This is a genomic window from Alcaligenes sp. SMD-FA, from assembly GCF_025960365.1.
Taxonomy (GTDB): domain Bacteria; phylum Pseudomonadota; class Gammaproteobacteria; order Burkholderiales; family Burkholderiaceae_B; genus Alcaligenes; species Alcaligenes aquatilis.
The window spans coordinates 2,623,633-2,640,861 of sequence record NZ_CP110108.1 but is presented as its reverse complement, the minus strand read 5'-3'; the positions used below and the strand labels follow the sequence as shown (position 1 = coordinate 2,640,861).

16 protein-coding genes are annotated in these 17,229 nt (G+C 56.0%); 11 read left to right on the top strand and 5 right to left on the bottom strand.

From position 1 onward, the window contains the following. Positions 1-82 precede the first annotated feature (82 nt). From ectB to OKX01_RS12180, 4 genes are all read left to right on the top strand, one after another. The gene (gene ectB / locus OKX01_RS12195) at positions 83-1,390 is read left to right on the top strand and encodes a diaminobutyrate--2-oxoglutarate transaminase (RefSeq protein WP_094197232.1); all 1,308 of its coding nucleotides are present in this window, start codon (positions 83-85) and stop codon (positions 1,388-1,390) included. Next, positions 1,390-1,782 carry an ectoine synthase gene (locus OKX01_RS12190; protein ID WP_094197231.1) on the top strand — a complete coding sequence of 131 codons (393 nt, stop codon included), beginning with the start codon at positions 1,390-1,392 and terminating at the stop codon, positions 1,780-1,782. Before ectB ends, OKX01_RS12190 begins: the two co-directional genes overlap by 1 nt. An 18-nt stretch (positions 1,783-1,800) precedes the next feature. Further along, entirely contained in the window at positions 1,801-2,724 is a 924-nt protein-coding gene (gene thpD / locus OKX01_RS12185; protein ID WP_094197230.1) for an ectoine hydroxylase, read from the top strand. A 371-nt stretch (positions 2,725-3,095) separates the two neighbouring features. After that, positions 3,096-3,707, top strand: a complete 612-nt coding sequence (locus OKX01_RS12180) for a DUF2239 family protein (RefSeq protein ID WP_264671794.1) — start codon at positions 3,096-3,098, stop codon at positions 3,705-3,707. A 373-nt stretch (positions 3,708-4,080) separates the two neighbouring features. On the opposite strand, the gene ehuA is transcribed toward OKX01_RS12180, so the two are convergent. The 4 genes from ehuA to ehuB form a co-directional block, all read right to left on the bottom strand. Beyond that, complete coding sequence (ehuA, locus tag OKX01_RS12175; RefSeq protein ID WP_094197227.1) at positions 4,081-4,866, bottom strand: ectoine/hydroxyectoine ABC transporter ATP-binding protein EhuA; 786 nt, start codon at positions 4,864-4,866, stop codon at positions 4,081-4,083. Further along, positions 4,863-5,555: an ectoine/hydroxyectoine ABC transporter permease subunit EhuD gene (gene ehuD / locus OKX01_RS12170; RefSeq protein ID WP_083053302.1), complete on the bottom strand. Its 693-nt coding sequence runs from the start codon at positions 5,553-5,555 to the stop codon at positions 4,863-4,865. The genes ehuA and ehuD overlap by 4 nt, the downstream gene beginning before the upstream one ends. 2 nt (positions 5,556-5,557) lie before the next feature. Next, positions 5,558-6,229 carry an ectoine/hydroxyectoine ABC transporter permease subunit EhuC gene (gene ehuC / locus OKX01_RS12165; protein ID WP_094197226.1) on the bottom strand — a complete coding sequence of 224 codons (672 nt, stop codon included), beginning with the start codon at positions 6,227-6,229 and terminating at the stop codon, positions 5,558-5,560. A 102-nt stretch (positions 6,230-6,331) separates the two neighbouring features. Further along, complete coding sequence (gene ehuB, locus OKX01_RS12160) at positions 6,332-7,198, bottom strand: ectoine/hydroxyectoine ABC transporter substrate-binding protein EhuB (protein WP_094197225.1); 867 nt, start codon at positions 7,196-7,198, stop codon at positions 6,332-6,334. 518 nt (positions 7,199-7,716) lie between these two features. On the opposite strand from ehuB, the gene OKX01_RS12155 reads away from it, so the two are divergent. From OKX01_RS12155 to OKX01_RS12130, 6 genes are all read left to right on the top strand, one after another. Next, on the top strand, positions 7,717-9,804 hold the full coding sequence (locus OKX01_RS12155; RefSeq protein WP_094197224.1) for a carbon starvation CstA family protein: 2,088 nt from the start codon (positions 7,717-7,719) through the stop codon (positions 9,802-9,804). A gap of 1 nt (position 9,805) precedes the next feature. Beyond that, the gene (locus tag OKX01_RS12150; protein ID WP_009456207.1) at positions 9,806-10,036 is read left to right on the top strand and encodes a YbdD/YjiX family protein; all 231 of its coding nucleotides are present in this window, start codon (positions 9,806-9,808) and stop codon (positions 10,034-10,036) included. A gap of 485 nt (positions 10,037-10,521) precedes the next feature. Continuing rightward, complete coding sequence (gene aroG / locus OKX01_RS12145) at positions 10,522-11,616, top strand: 3-deoxy-7-phosphoheptulonate synthase AroG (protein WP_269467009.1); 1,095 nt, start codon at positions 10,522-10,524, stop codon at positions 11,614-11,616. Positions 11,617-11,642: 26 nt separating this feature from the next. Further along, a complete protein-coding gene (locus OKX01_RS12140; RefSeq protein ID WP_108727708.1) occupies positions 11,643-13,064 on the top strand; it encodes an FAD-binding oxidoreductase in 1,422 nt (473 codons plus the stop codon). Between the two features lie 211 nt (positions 13,065-13,275). Next, complete coding sequence (mnmA, locus tag OKX01_RS12135; RefSeq protein WP_108727707.1) at positions 13,276-14,391, top strand: tRNA 2-thiouridine(34) synthase MnmA; 1,116 nt, start codon at positions 13,276-13,278, stop codon at positions 14,389-14,391. Between the two features lie 9 nt (positions 14,392-14,400). Beyond that, complete coding sequence (locus OKX01_RS12130) at positions 14,401-15,213, top strand: sulfite exporter TauE/SafE family protein (RefSeq protein WP_230017759.1); 813 nt, start codon at positions 14,401-14,403, stop codon at positions 15,211-15,213. On the opposite strand, the gene OKX01_RS12125 is transcribed toward OKX01_RS12130, so the two are convergent. Beyond that, positions 15,200-16,294 carry an alpha/beta hydrolase gene (locus OKX01_RS12125; protein WP_094197218.1) on the bottom strand — a complete coding sequence of 365 codons (1,095 nt, stop codon included), beginning with the start codon at positions 16,292-16,294 and terminating at the stop codon, positions 15,200-15,202. The genes OKX01_RS12130 and OKX01_RS12125 overlap by 14 nt on opposite strands. An 83-nt stretch (positions 16,295-16,377) precedes the next feature. On the opposite strand from OKX01_RS12125, the gene OKX01_RS12120 reads away from it, so the two are divergent. Continuing rightward, complete coding sequence (locus OKX01_RS12120; RefSeq protein WP_230017762.1) at positions 16,378-17,223, top strand: helix-turn-helix domain-containing protein; 846 nt, start codon at positions 16,378-16,380, stop codon at positions 17,221-17,223. The last annotated feature ends 6 nt before the right edge of the window (positions 17,224-17,229 follow it).

The following is a 17,229-nucleotide window of genomic DNA, read 5'->3' as shown; positions in this document are numbered from 1 at the left end:
AAGAACGGTAGAGCCGGTCTGGTTCGCTGATTGTTGTTTGTCGGCTCAAAAGACACGCCGTTCTATAACCAGGAGAGGAAATATGACTGATTTAAAAATATTCGACCGGATGGAGTCTGAAGTACGGGGCTACGTCCGGTCCTTCCCGGTCATTTTCAACAAAGCCCGAGGCTCGGTTTTGGAGGACGAGTCAGGTCGGCAATACATCGATTTTTTCAGTGGGGCCGGTACGCTCAACTACGGGCACAACAACCCCCATCTGAAAGAAAAGCTGATTGAATACCTGAACACCGACGGCTTGGTACATGGTTTGGACATGGCCACCAGCGCCAAGAAGTATTTTCTTGAAACGGTGGATAAAATTCTGCTCAAACCACGCGGGTGGAACTACCGCTTGCAGTTTACCGGGCCGACGGGCACCAATGCCGTGGAGGCGGCGTTAAAACTGGCACGCCAGGTCAAGGGTCGCCAGAATGTGATTTCCTTTACGCACGGTTTCCACGGCGTCAGCACGGGTTCCCTGGCAGTGACGGCGAATTCCAAGTTTCGTAGTGCAGCAGGTGTCGCTCTTGGCAATACCTCGTTCATGCCCTACGACGGGTACTTGGGCCCGGACGTCAATACGATGGCTTATCTGGAACGTTTGCTGGAAGATCCCAGCAGTGGTTTGGACCATCCTGCCGCGGTCATCGTGGAAACCGTGCAAGGTGAAGGGGGCGTGAACGTTGCCACACAGCGTTGGTTGCGTGAGCTGCAACGTCTGTGCCGCGAGCACGATATGTTGCTGATTGTCGATGACATTCAGGTCGGCTGCGGGCGTACTGGCCGTTTCTTCAGTTTCGAGCAAGCCGGTATCAGCCCTGACATTATTACCTTGTCCAAATCCTTGTCCGGCTTTGGCTTGCCCATGTCCCTGGTCTTGCTGCGTCCTGAGCTGGATGTGTGGAAGCCCAGCGCCCATAACGGTACCTTCCGTGGCAATAACCTGGCGTTCGTGACCGCCGCTCAAGCCCTGGAAAGTTACTGGGCCAACGAGGACTTTGAAGCCGAGATCCAGGGTAAAGAGCGCCAAGTGCGCGATTGGCTGGAAAATCTGGTGCACAGCTACCCCGATCGTGGCTTGAGTGTACGTGGTCGCGGCCTGATCCAAGGTCTGGTAACCCCACCCGGTGCCGGTCTGGCCAATGAAATTGCCGCACAGGCTTTCAAGCAGGGTTTGGTGGTTGAAACGTCGGGCGCCCATGACGAAGTTCTGAAGCTGCTGCCTGCGCTGACGATCAGCAATGAAGAGCTGACTCAAGGGCTGGACATTATTGAACGCAGCGTGGCGCAGTGCCTGTCCAAGCGTGGCAGCCAAGCCAAGATTCTGAAGATTGGAGGAGCACGCTAATGTTGGTGAAGAACGTACAGGATGTGATTGGAACCCGCGACGAGGTGCGTACAGACACCTGGGTCAGCCGCCGTGTTTTGCTCAAGAAAGACGGCATGGGTTTTTCCTTTCATGAAACCGTTATTTTTCCTGGCACCGAGACGCACATCCACTACCAGAATCACCTGGAAGCGGTATGGTGCATCGAGGGCGATGGTGAAATCGAAACCGTTGCCGACGGCAAGAAATACGAGTTGGGCCCAGGCGTGGTCTACGCTTTGGACCAGCACGACGAACACTATCTGCGTGGTGGTAAAGAGCCGCTGCGAGTGATCTGCGTATTCAATCCGCCCTTGACCGGTCAGGAAGTTCACGATGAGAAAGGGGTTTACCCAGCCATCGTGGAAGACTGAAGACCTAAGGAGAGCATGATGACAGTGACCATGAGCGATCTGTACACATCCCGTACAGAACGAACGGCGGCCATCGTCAGCCGCCAGGAGCCGGTGGTGTATCCGGACCCGGTAGGTAGCCAGCCTTTGAACAAGTCCCAACTGCGGGAGTATGAGGACAACGGCTTTTTGCTTCTGCCCGATTTGTTCAATGCGCAGGAAGTGCAAGCCTTGCTGGGCAATGTGGAGGCGATGAGTGCGGATCCCGGCATCTTGTCCCGTGAAGAGGCCGTGGTGGAAAAAGGCAGTCAGGCCGTGCGCTCGATCTTCCGGGTGCATGAACTTAGCGAGTTGATTGCCCGCCTGGTGCGGGATCCACGTGTGCTGGATGTGGCTCGCCAGATTCTGGGCTCGGAGGTGTATGTGCATCAGTCCCGTGCCAACCTGAAACCGGGCTTTACCGGCAAGGAGTTTTACTGGCACTCGGACTTCGAGACTTGGCATATCGAAGATGGCATGCCGCAGATGCGCGCATTAAGTTGTTCGGTGCTGCTGACGGACAATAATGTGTGCAATGGCCCCTTGATGCTGGTGCCGGGCTCGCACCGCCAGTTCATCTCGTGCACGGGGCAGACACCGGACAACCATTACAAGGAATCCTTGCGCAAGCAGGAGTATGGCGTGCCCGATCCGATCAGCCTGCGTTTGCTGGTGGATCAAGGCGGCATTGAGGCCATTACGGCTAAGGCCGGTTCGGTGATCTTTTTTGACTGCAATACCTTGCATGGCTCGGCCAGCAATATCTCGCCTTGGCCACGAGCCAATGTGTTTACGGTCTATAACAGCATGGAGAACTGCGTGGGCGATCCCAAGCAGGGGCTGACACCCCGTCCTGCTCATGTGGCGACTCGCGGACAGTTCCCTGTCCTGACGCCATTGAGTGGGCCGTTGCTGGAGTCCTAAGCACGAAGAAGGTCTGTACCTTGCGTGCAGATTTGGCCGGATAAAACGCTCCCTGGATTTGTTTCCAGGGGGCGTTTTTTGTGTATTCAAGACTTTGCATAAGGGGATGAGGCGGCCAGTCTCTAGGACCGAGTTGTGGGCGGACTATTGGTCTTGATCGCATTGACGGGTCTGGGCCCAGGAAAGCAGTGAGCGCAGACAATTCTTTGGTCATGGCTTAGGTCGGAATCATTTGAGATGCTTGCTGGCCAGGATCAGTGGCTTCAATGGACCTAATTGGCCCATTTTTTTATTTATACCCGGGTAATATTGACTGATTAATAATACCCGGGTAAAAATAGAGCCTTCTTACTTGACGCATTGGTTTTGCTATGAAAACGACTTATCCCCATACTTACACCAGCTTTATGGGCCACCGCCGTATCGTGCACGGTTCCATGCTGGTCAATGTGCTGGCCGTGAAAAAAATGCTGGAAAGCCGGGTTAACGATCCCGTGTTGATCTTTGACGATGAGACGGGCCGCTTCGTGGATGTGAATACGCACGGGACGGACGAAGAGCTGGCGCAACGCTATGCGTCTGTGGACGTCCCTGAACCTGAGTTTGAGCAGATAAAAGGAGAGGCCCCACGAGGCCGTGGTCGCCCCAAGCTGGGCGTCGTTCCCCGCGAGGTGACCTTGTTGCCACGACATTGGGATTGGCTGGCAACCCAGCCTGGAGGTGCATCGGTTGCCCTACGCAAACTGGTGGAACAAGCCCGCCGAGCCAGTGCCGCCAAAGATCAGCGTCGTCAGGCGCAAGAGCGGGTCTATAACTTCATGACGGCAATCGGTGGCGATTTGCCCGGCTTTGAAGAAGCCATGCGAGCCTTGTTTGCCGATGAGTGGGAGCGATTCAAACAACTGCTGGCAGCCTGGCCGGAAGATGTGCGTGAGCATGCTATCAAACTGGCTGAAGCTCCGGCGACATCCTTGCTTGAATAAGACTTGGGGACAGAGAGCATGAGCACCAAGCCTCAGCCACATGTGTATCTGGAGCCGACTCAGGCATCAGGTCGTGCCTTTGTCATGCGCGACGCACGCAAGCGGCGGCCAGTTTTTGGGTTCAGGCGGCCCATTCTTGATTGGTCCGAAACAGGGGCGACGGGATCTGGCTATGCTGGTTTAGCGACAAAGCACAGATTCGTTTTTGGCTTTTGCTAATAAGGCGGATTACCTGGGAGGGCTGGCCCGTCGCCGTGCAGGTTTGGAGAGCTCCCTCTACGGAGCCTTTGCAGGAGATTGACTATTTTTTTGGAAAAAGCCGTTTGAGCGCGGTTCAGGGGAGAGCCACGCTCAAGTGACGCAGTGTTAGCGTTCACGCCGCCTGGATAAAGTTGCTCAAGAACGCTTGAGTTCGTGCTTCCTGCGGGTTGCAGAAGACTTGTTCGGGCGGGCCGGATTCCACGATCACGCCTTTATCAAAGAAGCAGACGCGGTCTGAGACTTCCTTGGCAAATTGCATTTCGTGGGTCACCAGCAAAATTGTCAGATCCTGTTCCTGACTCAGCTTTTGGATCACGCCCAGCACTTCGCCCACCAGTTCCGGGTCCAGGGCCGAGGTTGGCTCGTCAAATAGCAGAATGTTCGGTTCCATGGCCAGGGCTCGAGCAATGCCGACGCGCTGTTGCTGCCCGCCAGAGAGCTGGCTGGGGAATTTGTCCGCATGGTCGATCAGACCCACCAGATCCAGATATTTGGTGGCCCGCTCGCGCGCCTGTTCTTTGGACAGGCCCAGCACATGGGTGGGCGCTTCGGTGACGTTGCGCATCACCGTCATGTGCGGGAACAGGTTGAACTGCTGGAACACCATGCCCATTTCCTTGCGCATTTCGCGCAAATGGTTTTGGCTGGCGGGCACCAGCTTGTCATCAACTCGTTCGTGCCAGAGAGGTTTGCCTGCTACCGTGATGACGCCTTCGTCGATGGTTTCCAGCGTCATCAGGATACGCAGCACTGTGGATTTACCAGAACCGGAAGGGCCGATGATGGTGACTTTCTCACCAGGCTCTACTTGGAAGTTCAAGGCATCCAGGACAGTGACATCACCGAATTTCTTGGTGACATTGTCAAATTGAATGATGGGGTTTGTAGTGTCAGTCATCGCAGGGGAATTCCTTGCTTGGGCAAGCGCTGGTCCAGCGCTCGTACCCCAGCCGAAGCCAGGAGGGTCAGCAGCAGGTACAGGCCGCCCACCATGGACAGGGGAATGATGTAGTTAAAAGTGCGGTCACCAATAATCTTGGCCACGTTCAGGACTTCCAGCACCGATACGACAGAGAGCACGGGCACGTCCTTCATGATGGACACCAGGTAATTACCCATAGCCGGGATGATGCGTGGGATAGCCTGGGGCAGGGTGATGACCATGAAGGTGCGCAGCGGAGAAATATCCAGCGCGCGGGCGGCTTCAGTCTGGCCGTGAGTAACAGACTCCAGACCGGCTCGATAGACTTCAGACAGATACGCGCTGTATTGCACCCCCAGCGCCAGCGCGCCGGTCAGAAAGGCGGGTAGCACGATGCCGTAGTCCGGCAGCACGTAGTACAGGAAAAACAGTTGCACCAGCAAAGGCGTGTCGCGCAGGAATTCGGTCAGTACATAGGCGGGCCAGGAAATCAGGCGCAAACGTACGCTTTTCAGGCCGGCCAGAATCAGTCCTAACACCGCGGCCACACCGAAGCCCAGCACAGCGGCCTGGATGGTGACCCATAAGCCTTTGAGTAAGATAGGCAGGATAGACAGCGCAAATGCTCCGTTGCTGCTGGTGTCCCATTCAATACCAAACAGCATGTTCAGCTCCTTTGCGCGCGCCAGCGGCCGGTTGCGCGTTCCAGCAATTTCATCAGGACGGTCAGTACCAGTGCCATGCCAAAGTACATCAGCAAGAGCAAGGTGTAGATGGTGGTGCTGTCCTGGGTGAAGTTGCGTATTTGTTCAGCTCTAAAGCTCAAGTCCCCCAAGCTGATCAAAGAGACCAGGGCCGTATCTTTCAGATTCTGCACGGCCAGATTCCCGAAGCTGGGCATCATCTCGGGGATGGCCTGGGGCAGGCTGATGCGCCACAGGGTTTGGCGCTCCGTAAAGTCCAGGGCCTTGGCGGCTTCCAGTTGGGAGTGTGGCACGGCCTGAATAGCCCCACGTACCACTTCGGCACCATAGGCGCCAATGTTCAGGCCCAAGGCCAGGGTGCCAGCCACGACCGGGTCCAGACGCCAGTCCAGACCCATGGACTCGCCCAGAATCGGCAGGGCAAAGTACAGCCAGAACAGTTGTACCAATAAAGAGGTGCCGCGAAAAACTTCAATAATCGTGATGGACAAAGAGCGCAGGGCGACCGAGTGGGACAGCCGGCCTATGCCCAGAGCAAAGGCGGCGATAGCTCCCACCACGGTTGAATACAGGGTGAGTTGTATGGTGACCCAGGCCCCTTCCATCAGGGGCAAGCTGTAACTTAACCAATCCATATCAGGTTCCAGACAAGGGCAGGCGACGCACGTTGAATGCTCTGTTGGCCCTTGCAAGGAGCCGCGCAGGCCCGTGCGGCCGCCTTACCCGCAGGTGAAGGATCAGGCTTTACACAGCTGTTCCGTGGATTTCTCAAACGAATGCTTGACGTCTTCTTCGGTAAAGCCATGCTTGCTCAGGATGGCTTTCCATTCATCGGTTTTTTTGAACTCAGCCAGTTCCTTGTTGACGGCATCACGCAGGTCCTCGGACTCCTTGGCAAAGGTGAAACCGCCCCAGCTACGGACCGGCTTGCCATTGATGATGGGATCCTTGAATTCGGCAGCCAGTTCCACCTTGCCATCTCCTTTGGAGGCCAGGTCGCTGGCAGTCTGGCCGGTAGCCGCATAGGCATCGGCACGACCTGTGGCTACGGTCGAGATGGCATCGGCGTTGTTGGAAATGGTGACCATGCGCGTGTCGGGCACACCCAGGGCCTGCATCATCTCTAGCTGATCGGCTCCCGCCATGATGGCAATCTTGTGATCGGTCTTGGCGAAGTCTTCGTAAGAGTGGATGTTCTTGGGATTGCCCTTGGCCACCAGCAGGCCTTCGCCGTAAGAGCTGTTGGGCTCGGAGAACAGCACGGTATTGCAGCGTTGCGGCAGGATGGCCATTTCAGCAGCCACCATATCAAAGCGTTTGGCTTGCAGGCCGGGAATCAGGGAGCCGAAATTGGCGGTTTCCCATTTGATTTCTTTGACACCCAGGCGCTCCATGATGGCCTGGGCCACTTCAGGGCCGGCACCTTGGGCTTTGCCGGACATGTCCATATATCCGTACGGAATTTCATTAGCAACGGCGACGCGAATCACGCCGCGCTCTTTGACTTGTTCCAGCGTGACAGCTTGGGCGCTGGAAGCGGCGGCCATGGTGCCCATCAGGGCAAAGGCCAGCGCGCAGAGGGGCTTGGATTGTAGTTTCATCATGAGTCCTTTTTTCGCCTATACCATTTCGTTATAAATGATTTGTTTTACGAAAGATTTGCAGGGAAATCATAGCGCATAAAATCATTCGTACTCAAATTAAATGGATAGAAACTATCGATCAAAAGAACTGATTAGAATTTCTATATAAGCAAAGTAGTTGATCTTAGGGAAAATGCGCGGTGTCTTGAGTGCGCGTTTTCACTATGCTCCCAAGGATTCAAGAGCGCTTGCCCTCTCAAAAGCGCCTGACTTGTGACTACCTCAGGTTGATTCATGAATAAGTTCGGCGCGCCTTCGGGCGCGCCGACACCTTTTTGGAAAGTGCGCTTTGGCGCGCTTTCAACACTGCTGGTGCGGGAAATGCACGGTATCAAGCAACTGTGCTGACCCAGCAAGAACGCTAAGCCCGCGCGGTGTAGCGTCTCTTGTACCGGCAGCTGGCAACTTCTTCAGATCAGAAGTGCAGCCAGAAGAAAAAGTGGGTGACAGACTTACTTAATGCAAATCATGGAGCTTGTATGCGCACAGAAGAGGGCGGTTTTATGAAACAGCATCTGATTTGGGTGCTGGTTGCGATGCTGGGGGCCTTTTCCCTGGGGACGGTGGCACTGAGCCGGGGGGAGAGCATCAATGCTCTATGGATCGTCGTCGCGGCAGTCTGCGTCTATTTAATTGCCTACCGTTACTACAGTCGTTTTATTGCTCGTAAGGTCTTTGAGCTGGACGCTACCCGCATGACGCCAGCCTGGCGTCATAACGATGGTCTGGACTACGTACCGACCAATAAACATGTGCTCTTTGGGCACCATTTTGCTGCAATTGCAGGTGCTGGTCCATTGGTGGGGCCGGTGCTGGCAGCGCAAATGGGGTATTTGCCCGGCATGCTCTGGATTCTGGCCGGCGTGGTGTTTGCGGGGGCGGTGCAGGACTTCACGGTTCTGTTCATCTCCATGCGCCGTGACGGGCGCTCGCTGGGGGATTTGATCAAGTCCGAACTGGGCACGGTGCCGGGTGTGATCGCGCTGTTTGGCGCTTTTCTGATTATGGTCATCATCCTGGCGGTGCTGGCGCTGATTGTGGTCAAGGCCTTGATCAACTCGCCGTGGGGCACCTTCACGGTGGCAGCAACGATTCCGCTGGCTATCTTCATGGGGATTTATCTGCGTTTCCTAAGGCCAGGCCGCATTGGCGAGGTCTCGGTGATTGGGCTGATCTTCCTGCTGGCCACCATTGTGTATGGTCAGGACGTAGCTGCACATCCAACTTGGGGGCCATTTTTTACCCTGAATGGCGAAGAGCTGACCTGGGCGTTGATTATCTACGGCTTTATCGCTGCCGTGCTGCCCGTGTGGCTGTTGCTGGCGCCGCGTGACTATCTGTCCACTTTCCTGAAAATTGGCACCATTGTGGGGCTGGCCATTGGGATTGTGATCGTTGCACCCGAGCTGAAAATGCCCGCCACCACCCAGTTTATTGATGGCACCGGTCCAGTCTGGTCCGGCAGCTTGTTCCCCTTCTTGTTCATTACCATTGCTTGCGGTGCCGTGTCCGGTTTCCATGCCTTGATTTCCTCGGGCACCACGCCCAAGATGATCGAGAACGAAACCCAGGCGCGCTACATCGGTTACGGTGGCATGCTGATGGAGTCCTTTGTGGCCATCATGGCGTTGGTGGCCGCTTGCGTTATCGAGCCTGGCATTTACTACGCCATGAATAGCCCGGCTGCCTTGATTGGCACCACGCCCGAACAGGCCGCGCAAGTGGTGTCCAGCTGGGGCTTTTTGATTACACCGGCTGACCTGACCCAAATGGCCAGTGACGTAGGTGAAAACAGCATCATTTCTCGTGCCGGTGGTGCTCCTACTCTGGCCGTAGGTATGGCCTTCATCTTGCATAACGTCATCGGCGGGCCTGCGATGATGAGCTTCTGGTACCACTTCGCCATTTTGTTTGAAGCCTTGTTCATTCTGACGGCCGTAGACGCCGGTACGCGTGCAGGTCGTTTTATGCTGCAAGATTTGATGGGCACCTTTGTTCCGGGCTTGCGGCGTACGGAGTCTCTGGTTGCCAACTTGATTGCCACTTCCTTGTGCGTGGCGGCGTGGGGCTACTTCCTGTATCAGGGCGTGGTCGATCCGTTAGGCGGCATCAATACCTTGTGGCCCTTGTTCGGTATTGCCAACCAAATGCTGGCGGCAGTGGCACTGGTCTTGGGTACGGTGGTGCTCTTTAAGATGAAGAAAGACCGCTACGCATGGGTGACCGTGGTTCCCACTCTCTGGCTACTGATTTGCACACTGGTGGCTGGCTTTCAGAAAATGTTCCACCCCGATCCCAAGATCGGCTTTTTGGCCCACGCCAAGGTGTACCAGCAAGGTCTGGCCGAACAAACCGTCATGGCACCGGCCAAATCACTGGAGCAGATGCAGCAGGTCATTTTCAACGATTACGTGAACTCCACCTTGTGTGGTCTGTTCATTTTCGTGGTCTTGAGCATGGTGTTCTTTGGCATACGTTGCGTGTTGAAAGCGCGCCGCAGCACAGAGCCGCATTCTGCCCAGACCCCCTACCAGCCATTGCCGGCTCAAGCGGCAGCAGGAGCTTGATATGAAAGGCTTATTGACCGGAGCGATCTCGCGCAGTGCCCAGGCAGGGCGGGGTACCGGGCGCTATCTGGCCACAACCTTGCGCCTGATGGTGGGCGTGCCTGATTACGAAACCTATTTGAATCATATGCGGGTGAATCACCCCGATCAGAAACCGATGGAATACGCCGAATTTTTCCGCGAGCGACAGCAAGCGCGTTATGGCGGAAAAGGACGGATAGCGTGTTGCTAAATTAGGCAGCTAAGGGCCAGAACCTTGTGTTTTGGCCCTTTCGCATCTGAGCAGGACAGATAGCGATCAGTTTTGTATACAGATGTAAAAATAAGACAAACAAGCCAGCTAAAAGATTTATCGTGATTTTTTGCGATAACACGAAACAAAAGGGCCAATAAAAAATGCTAAACGAAATGATCGTTTCGTTTGGTGGTGTTTTTTAGCGGCTTGTTGGTATAAATATTTTGTTATTCTGCGTTTTTGTGGGTGAATCTTGCCGGTTTTGTTGGCGGCACGTCCGGAACTGTGTTAGGATTTTTCCCATGACTTTCGCAACCCCCGTTTTCTTCTTTTATTTTTATGCTTTTCCGATGCCGCTGGTGGAGGAAAGGACGGGTTGCACCAAACACAAGTAAGACCCAAATCCTGAAATAAGCCGCCAGCATTGTCCGGGCGGCTTTTTTTTCGTTTGCCCCCGGACCTGGCAAACCAACTGGAGTTCAATCGTGTCGCACAATACTGATGATTTACGGATTCGTGAAATTAAGGAGCTGTCTCCCCCATCCCATGTGATGCGCGAGTTCCCGTGTACCTCTGCTGTCTCGACCACGGTTCACAAGGCACGTCGCAGCATTCACAAGATTCTTCACGAACGCGATGATCGTCTGGTGGTCGTGGTGGGCCCTTGTTCCATTCACGATACTGAAGCTGCAATGGACTACGCCCGCCGTTTGACGGTGGAGCGCAAGCGTTTTGCGCCCGAGCTGGAAATTGTGATGCGTGTGTACTTCGAAAAACCACGTACCACAGTAGGCTGGAAAGGGCTGATCAACGACCCCTTCATGGATGGCAGTTTCAACATCAATCAGGGTTTGCGTACGGCGCGTGAATTGCTGCTGGCCGTCAACCAGTTGGATTTGCCTGCAGGCTGCGAGTTCCTGGACATGATTACCCCCCAGTACATTGCCGATCTGGTGTCCTGGGGCGCCATTGGTGCTCGTACGACGGAAAGCCAGGTTCACCGCGAGCTGTCCTCCGGATTGTCCTGCCCCGTGGGCTTCAAAAATGGCACGGATGGCAATATTCGTATTGCTCTGGACGCGATCAAGGCCGCTTCGCAGCCGCACCATTTCCTGTCGGTCACCAAGGGTGGTCACTCCGCCATTGTGTCCACCGTGGGCAATAACGATTGCCACGTGATTCTGCGCGGTGGCAAGACGCCGAACTACGATGCTGAAAACGTCGAGGCAACCAGCCAGGCCATGATCAAGGCCGGTATGGTGCCACGTGTCATGGTTGATGCCAGCCACGCCAACAGCAATAAAGACTACCGCCGTCAGCCCGAAGTGCTGGCCGATGTGGCTGGTCAGATTTCAGGCGGCGATATGCGTATTTGCGGCGTGATGATCGAAAGCCATCTGGTCGGTGGTCGTCAGGACGTGGTGGAAGGCAAGCCCTTGACCTACGGCCAAAGCATTACCGATGGTTGCATCGATTGGGATGACACTGTGGTGGTTCTGGAAAAACTGGCCCAAGCGGTACGTCAGCGTCGCCAGGCGCGAGTCGCTCTTGAAGAGGGGGCACTTAGCCACTCATAATAGGGTTTTGCCTTTTTGGAATGCTCATGAATGCTCCCGGTCATGCCGATCTAGCGCGGCGCCCTTTACCTGAAGGTTTTGTAGAAGCCTTGCAGGCTCAGTTCCAAGAGCGGTGCTCGCTTTCTCACGCTGTGCGTGAACACCATGGACGGGATGAATCGCCGTATCCACCCATGCTGCCTGATGTGGTTGTTTTTGCTCGCAGCACAGAAGAAGTCGCCTGGGTGGCGCGGCATTGCCATGAGCACCATGTGCCCCTGATTCCTTACGGGGCTGGTTCCTCGCTGGAAGGGCATTTTCTGGCGATTCAAGGTGGCGTCAGTCTGGACTTGTCCGGCATGGACGAGATCGTGGCGATCAATGCCGAGGACTTCACCGCGACAGTGCAGGCTGGCGTGACACGCATGGCCCTGAATGAGCATATCCGTGACACAGGTTTGTTCTTCCCCATCGATCCCGGTGCGGATGCCAGCCTGGGTGGGATGGCTGCAACCCGCGCTTCAGGTACTAATGCCGTACGCTACGGCACCATGCGTGAAAACGTCCTGACTCTGAAGGTCGTGACGGCAGACGGCCGCATTATCGATACGGCTAATCGCGCCAAGAAATCCTCGGCCGGTTACGACCTGACTCGCTTGTTCATTGGTAGCGAAGGCACGCTGGGCATCATTACCGAAGTGACGGTCCGCCTGTACCCGCAGCCCGAAGCCATTTCCGCCGCCATCTGTAATTTCCCCGATCTGCGCTCTGCCGTGCAAAGCGTGATCGAGGTCATTCAAATGGGTATCCCAATTGCGCGTGTCGAGTTCATGGATGCCGCAGCAGTGCGAGCCACCAATGCCTACAGCAAGCTAACGCTGAAAGAGTCGCCCCTGCTGCTGTTTGAATTTCACGGCAGCCCCAGCGGTGTGCAGGAGCAGGCTCAGGTGGTTCAGGAAATTACCCGCGAGAACGGCGGGATGGACTTTGAATGGGCCGATAAGGCCGAGGACCGTTCGCGTTTGTGGACGGCTCGACACAATGCCTACTTTGCCGGTTTGCAACTGCGCCCTGGCTGCCGCTCCAGCACCACAGATGTTTGTGTGCCTATTTCCGCCCTGGCAGAATGTGTGGCGCAAACCGCGGCCGATATGGATCAGGCTCCGTTCCCGTACACCATCGTGGGCCACGTGGGCGATGGCAACTTCCACGTCCTGATGCTGCTCGATGCCGATAGCCAGGAAGAGTGGGACGAGTCCGAGCGCCTGAATCATCGTCTGGTAGAGCGTGCCATTGCCATGCAAGGCACCTGCACGGGTGAGCACGGCGTAGGTCTGCACAAGATGGAGTTCATGCTGGCCGAGCACGGTCAGGATGCCCTGGATGTGATGAGCAGCATCAAGCATGCGCTGGATCCTCATAACATCATGAACCCTGGCAAGATGTTGCCTGCGCGTCCTCTGGGCTGATCGCGCTTGAGTCACACTTGAGTTGGCCTGAAAGCCCGGACCTTGTGTCTGGGCTTTCGTGTCTTGGGCAGTACCGTTTTCCAGAAACCCCAGGCACTGGCAGCGTCGGCCTGTACATGCGTCAGGGCAGGCGTACAATGCCTTTTTTAGTTAGTCAGGTGTGCGCCGGACCATCGGTCTGCCTGCTGCGACACCTTTCATCATCACTGCAATGACTATTTCCACCAAAAAAGGTCGCGTCGTTATCGGAATGTCCGGCGGCGTGGACTCCTCTGTCTCGGCCTGGTTGCTTAAAGAGCAAGGCTATGAAGTCGTGGGCCTGTTCATGAAGAACTGGGAAGACGACGACGATTCCGAATTCTGCTCCTCGCGCCAGGATTGGCTGGATGCGGCCAGCGTGGCCGATCTGGTCGGGGTCGAGATTGAGGCGGTCAACTTCGCAGCAGAATATAAAGACCGCGTGTTTGCGGAGTTCTTGCGGGAATACTCGGCGGGCCGTACCCCGAATCCCGATGTTCTGTGTAATGCGGAAATTAAATTCAAGGCCTTTCTGGACCATGCCATGACCTTGGGCGCTGATTGGATTGCGACTGGCCATTACGCTCGCGTGCGTGGTGTGCCCATGACCGGGGGCGGTACAGACTACCAGTTGCTCAAAGGCTTGGATGCGTCTAAAGACCAAAGCTATTTTTTGCACCGCCTGAATCAGGCGCAGTTGTCGCGCACCTTGTTTCCTTTGGGCGAGATCAACAAGCAGGAAGTGCGCCGTATTGCCGAAGAACTGAAGCTGCCCAATGCGGCTAAAAAAGACTCAACCGGCATTTGCTTTATTGGCGAGCGTCCTTTCCGCGAATTTTTGAATCGCTATCTGCCTACTCAACCCGGTCCGATCAAGACACCGGAAGGGCAGGTGCTGGGTCAGCACGTGGGCCTGGCTTTCCACACCTATGGTCAGCGCAAGGGTTTGGGCATTGGTGGCGTCAAGGGCAAGCAGCGCGAAGACGGTACCGCCGACGCCTGGTATGCCGCCCGTAAAGACTTGGCTACAAACACCTTGTATGTTGTGCAAGGGCACGATCACCCCTGGCTGTTGCAGTCCGAATTGAAGGCTGAGCAGACTAGCTGGGTAGCAGGCCATCCGCCGGCGCTGGGTCCGATTCATGCCAAGACCCGCTATCGCCAGGCTGATGCCGCCTGCACGGTGCTGGCGGCTGAAGGTGATAGCCTGTCTCTGCATTTTGATCAGCCTCAGTGGGCTGTAACCCCCGGTCAGTCCGTGGTCTTGTACGACGGTGACCGCTGCCTGGGCGGCGGCATTATTCAATAAGAGGCGGGCATGGATCCCATTCTTGTCATCAGTTTGCTGGTGCTGGGTGCCGGTATAGGGTTGGCCGCGGGTCTGTTGGGGATTGGCGGGGGCATGATTCTGGTGCCATTCCTGACCTTCCTGCTGCCCTTGTTTGGCGTGCCGCAAGAGTTGGCCGTGCACGCCTCCATTGCCACGGCCATGGCTACGATTCTGTTTACTTCCTTGTCCAGCGTGCGGGCGCACCATAAACATGGCGCTATCCGTTGGGACGTGGTCAAGGTGATGGTGCCCGGTTTGATCGTGGGCGGGCTGCTGTCGGGCGGCGCGATTTTTGCCATGATCAACAGCACGGCGCTGGCGATTGTGTTCGGTGTGTTCGTCTTGTATTCGGCCTCTAAAATGGCGCGCAAGTCGGCCCCGGTGCAAGGCCGCTCCTTGCCTGCCCCATTTTGGATCGCTGCCATGGGCGCCTTGATCGGTTTCGTCTCCGGTCTGTTGGGTGCGGGCGGGGCCTTCTTGTCCGTCCCTTTCATGCTGCGTGGCAATGTGCCTGTGCGACAGGCCGTCGCCACTTCGGCTGCACTGGGCTTTTTCATCGCGCTGGCCAATAGCGTGGGCTATATCTGGTCCGGTCAGGCCACTTTCGGCAGCCATCCCGGCATGATTGGCTTTATCTACTGGCCTGCCTTGTTGATTGTTTCGGCCACCAGTATTTGTACCGCGCCCTTGGGCGCCAGCCTGGCCCACAAAATTGACCAGGTGACGCTTAAGCGTATTTTTGCCAGCATGCTGACTGTGCTGGCGATCTATATGATTACGCAGGCCATTACACAGCTTTGATGTCTTTACGCTGGGCTTTGCCAAAGGCAGAGTCCAGTCCATTCAATTCGGTTTCTTCTGCCGGCTCAAACACGCCCCCTTTAGTCCATTGAATCGCTGTCCGTAGCGCGGCAATCGCCTGCTCGCTTTGCGGCAGTGTGCGGCCATAGGCATGGAACTCGTGCGTCATGTCCGGCCAGACATCCAGCCGAATGCCGGCTCCTTGCTTATGCGCCTCTTGGGCAAAATCGCGAATCATGTCCACCAGAATCTCCTTGCCGCCTGCCTGAATGTAGATGGGGGCTAGATGGCGAAGATCCTGGGCAATGGGAGAGAGTTGATCGTCACTCCAGAGGCCGTTGCCCTTCAGCCATTGACCGTATTGCAGTGTTTGATAGCCCTGCACCATATCGTAGCGATCATAGCCAAACTGGCTGGCGCCGCGTCGTCCTATATCCGTCCAGGGGCTTAGTGCCAAGGCCAGAGAAGGTTGGGGCAGTCCGGCCTGGCGCAGGCTGACTAGGGTCATCAGCACCAGGTGTCCGCCTGCCGAGTCGCCTGCCAGGACAATATCCTGCGCGGGGATGCCACGTTTGAGCAGATAGCGGTAGGCCTCTAGCGCATCTTCCTGTTGGGCTGGGTGAGGATGTTCCGGGGTCAGGCGATAGTCCACGGCGAAGATGGGTATTTGCAGCTTGTGGGCCAGCAGACGAGTGAAGTGGCGCGACACGATTGGGTAGAACGCATAGCCGCCGCCATGAAAGTACAAGATGGTTTTGCTGCTGTTCGGGCGATCTGGAATGAACCAGTCTCCCCGTGGTTCTGGGGACGTGCTGGCCTGCATCTGGACGGGCAAGTCTGGTTCGGCAATCGTGTACAGGCTGTCGAAATAGGCGCGGCCTTCAGCTAGGGTTGGCAAGCGGAAGGCGTGGTTGAACTGCTTGCGATAGAACAGGGTGGCGATTTCAAAAGGCACAGACCAGCCGGACACCAGCGGCTTGGCGATGATACGTCGGGCCAGTACGTCTATGGTGGTGGCCCAGAGGGTGAGGGCGCTTCGGCAACGATGAGACCAGGATCCTTGCAAAATAGTTTTAGGCATAAGAGGGCGGGGCTGAAGTAGGATAAAGGGACTTTCAGTGTGGCCCGTCTTGCCTGGGCCGGATAGAACGGAAACGACTTGCCATGTCTGCTTTGCCTTGTGCCCGTTTGCATCGCCCCAGCCGAAAAACCGCGGCCAGCATCCATCTGGGGGTGGAGCGTGATACCCGTGGTTTGGCTCTGCCGTCGGAGCAGCGTTTGAATTTTTATCCAGCCTCGCCCCTGGTGGTTTTGTCGTGGGTTTTTCATGGCCAACTGCACATGGTTCAGACGCCAGCGAATGGGGGGGCTCCGGTACTGTCAGAGGCCCTTCCCAGCATGTTGTTTGCCGGGCCGTCGCGTACACCGTCCATTAGCTGGTCTCCGGGATCTGTCCATGCGATTTCGATTGGACTTTACCCCGATGCCTTCAAGCGTGTGTTTGGTATAGAGGCCAGCGACTTGATGGATCTGGTACTGCCTATGGAGCAGGTTTTGCCTGCTTCTAGTTGTCAGGCCCTTGGACAGGTAGGCACTGAAGATGGCCCTTTATTTCAGCAGCTGGAGTCAGCAATCCAACGTTGCGCCCATGGCGGTCTGGCAACAGGCGGTGCTGCTACCTTGAACCATTGGTTGACGGCTTTGGGGATGAAAATAGCAGCAACTTGCACGGGAACGGGCTTGCGTCAGATGCAACGGCAATTCAAGCGTTGGGCTGGGCAGAGTCAGCGTGAGCTACAGCTTTATGTGCGTGCAGAGCGTGCTTTTGCCCTGGTGCAGCAGCAGGAAAATCCGGTCTGGTCCGATGTGGCGCTGCAGGCCGGGTATAGCGACCAGTCTCATTTTGGCAGAGAGGTCAAACGAATTTCCGGCTTTTCGCCGGCCCAGTTTGCCCAGCGCATGAAGACCGATGAGGCCTTCTGGATGTATCGTTTGCTGGGTAAGTCCTGAGGTGGC